Genomic DNA, 2,807 nt, shown 5'->3' with positions numbered 1-2,807 from the left:
TTGGCTTGCGTTTAGCGTCTGAATGCGAGGCAACGGGACGCTGAATGGAAAAAATCGGAAGGGCAGGTGGGGTAGGTTTGATAGGGGAGGCAGGTTTGAAAGGTGTATTAGGTTGATGCACAGGTGTTTATGCTATACTGCTCATAATTAGCTTATTTCCGGTCTTTGGGTTTTAATTTTGAAACGGGCGGAATATGGAGGGCGTTTTGTAAATATTATTCATTTATGCGGGTTGATGTCTCCGGATGTGCGGGTTGATGTCTCCGATAACTCTACGGATGTCTGTTTCCGGTCAAAGGAGAAAGCCTACGGACGTAGGCATGTTTGCTGTCGATGTCAGAAAAAATATTACTTATGGCTTTGGTCGGCATGTATGCCGAAAAGCGGCATACCGCCGATATGCCCTTGCGGTGCGTATCGACGGTATGTCAGGCGTGTTTTTCATTCAAGTGATTTCGTTATCTGGCGGCGAAGAACATCCCGTCGTTCATCGCCATGCGCAGGTTGTACACTCCTGCCTCGTCGGGAGTGACGTCCATGCTGCGTCCGTCGGGCAGGAAAGCCCTGATAGTGCCGTCTTCATTGAAGCGGAATATCTCTGCCTCCTGGCCGTCTGATTTCAGTGTCCACGAGTCGTTGGTGTTGTCGTGCACGAAGAGCACCTTCTCACCAGTGGGCTTTGTGATCTCGTATCCGTCTTTCAGTGTTTTCACTGCATATTGTTTTCCGTCCTGTCCCCAGACGTTTTCCACCTGTCCTGCCTTTGCAAGGGGGCTTGAGCCGCTCCAGAACTCGATTGAGTTGAGCACCAGCAGGTCGGCCAGTCCGAACAGTGCGTATACCGGTGAGCCAACGATGAACACCAGCTCGTTGACGAATTTATTGCTCAGTTTCTTGTTCCATGCCAGTGTTTTGTTGAACAGTGGGAACGAACCGATGCACGAACTTGTCATCATGGCTCCGGCCATGAGACAAACGAAGACTTTGATAGTAATCTTTCTCATAATTTTTCCGTTTTAAAATGTTATTATTTCATGGTCTTGCGGCCGCCCGCCGTGCTTGCCGTGCGTTCCCGCAGCCGTTTTCGGTGCAAATATAATGATTGATTTCCACAGGTTGACGCAAACGCGTCTCTTTTTCATTTTTCTTTTTTTACGTTATGTTTCTTTTGTTTTTCCGGATCTTCTTTTTCCGTCCGTTTTCATTATATGGTGAGGTGTTCAGGCATCTTGCGGCAGATGTCGTTTCTTTTTGCGTACGATTGCCGTATAATCCGGATAAGAATGGTTATCTTTGCAGAAAACATAATACACAATGCTTATGATTAAAAATCTAATGACATTCATTATTCTGCTTGCCGCCGTGGCGCAACCTGCCGTTGCCGGGAAACGTAAAGGACAGACAGACCGCGAGTACTGGTGCTCGCTGGCCTATAAAATGGCCCGGCCGGTGCTCGAAAAGATGGCCGACGGCCGCTTGCAGGCCGACATGCAGGTTGAGGTCAGCCCCACGTGGGATGGCCGTGACAGACGGGTGACGTATATGGAGTGCTTCGGCCGTCTGATGGCCGGCATTGCCCCGTGGCTCGCCCTGCCCGACGACGGCACGGCCGAGGGGGCCGGTCGCCGCCAACTGAGGGAGTGGGCGCTTGCGAGCTACAGGAATGCCGTGGATCCGCAGTCACCCGACTATCTGCTGTGGCGCAATGAAGGGCAGACGCTTGTAGACGCCGCCTACGTGGCGGAGAGTTTCGTACGTGCCTATGATGCGCTGTGGATGCCGCTCGACAGCGTTACAAAAGCACGGTATATAGACGAGTTTACCCGCCTGCGCCGTGTCGATCCGCCATATACCAACTGGTTTCTTTTCTCGTCGGTGATAGAGAGTTTTCTCGCCAAGGCTGGCGCGCCGTTCGACATGTTCCGTGTGAACACGGCCATCCGCAAGACCGAGGAGTGGTATGTGGGCGACGGATGGTATGCGGACGGTCCAGAATTTGCTTTCGATTACTATTCGAGCTATGTCTTCCACCCGATGTATCTCGAAACGCTCCGCAACATGATAGACTCCAAGCGAGGCTCGCGCATAGACTATCCGAAATACTATGACCGTGAGTTGCGCCGCGCGCAGAAGTATGCCATCGTGCTCGAACGGTTCATATCGCCCGAGGGCACGTTCCCGGTCTTCGGCCGCTCTGTCCCTTACCGAATGGCAGCCATGCAGCCGCTGGCCTTGCTCGCACGCATGGAGAGATTGCCGCGCGAGCTGACTCCTGCCCAGGTGCGTTGCGCCCTGACGGCCGTGATGCGCCGCATGTTCGACCGTCACGAGAACTTCAACGAGGGAGGCTATCTCACCATCGGCTTCTGCGGCAGTCAGCCCGGCATTGCCGACTGGTACACCAACAATGGAAGCCTTTACATGGCATCACTCGCTTTCATGCCGCTCGGCCTTCCCGCCGACAATGCCTTCTGGTCGTCGCCCGCCGAGGAGTGGACGCAGAAGAAGGCCTGGGGCGGCGAGCCGTTCCCGAAGGACCATGTCTGGAAAGACGAGATACGGACGAAAGACAAGTATTGACTTGCGGGCCGGCAGGTTGTCGGCAATCATGCCGGTCGAAAATAATGGAGGTATAAATAATAGTGTGTCAGCCCGGCCCCCATGTTGGTATGTTATGTGTAAATAAGCGGCTTTTTCTCTGATGCCCGTATGGCAATCCATACGGGCATTCTCCGTCATGATGTCATTGTATAGGGTCAGCGGATTTTTCCGGTGGGCGGGAGAGAGTATCAAGAGTATAATGTGGC

2 protein-coding genes are annotated in these 2,807 nt (G+C 53.1%); one reads left to right on the top strand and one right to left on the bottom strand.

Translation table 11 applies throughout. From position 1 onward, the window contains the following. Window positions 1-458 precede the first annotated feature (458 nt). Complete coding sequence (locus MoGM_RS12025; protein WP_104370294.1) at window positions 459-1,004, bottom strand: DUF3332 domain-containing protein; 546 nt, start codon at window positions 1,002-1,004, stop codon at window positions 459-461. Window positions 1,005-1,335: 331 nt separating this feature from the next. Here MoGM_RS12025 and MoGM_RS12020 point away from each other — a divergent pair, with 331 nt between their 5' ends. After that, a complete protein-coding gene (locus tag MoGM_RS12020; protein ID WP_371410532.1) occupies window positions 1,336-2,580 on the top strand; it encodes a DUF2264 domain-containing protein in 1,245 nt (414 codons plus the stop codon). Window positions 2,581-2,807: the final 227 nt, after the last annotated feature.

Source organism: Prevotella sp. MGM1, assembly GCF_002933775.1.
Lineage (GTDB): Bacteria > Bacteroidota > Bacteroidia > Bacteroidales > Bacteroidaceae > Prevotella.
This window is presented reverse-complemented; position numbering and strand designations above follow the sequence as displayed.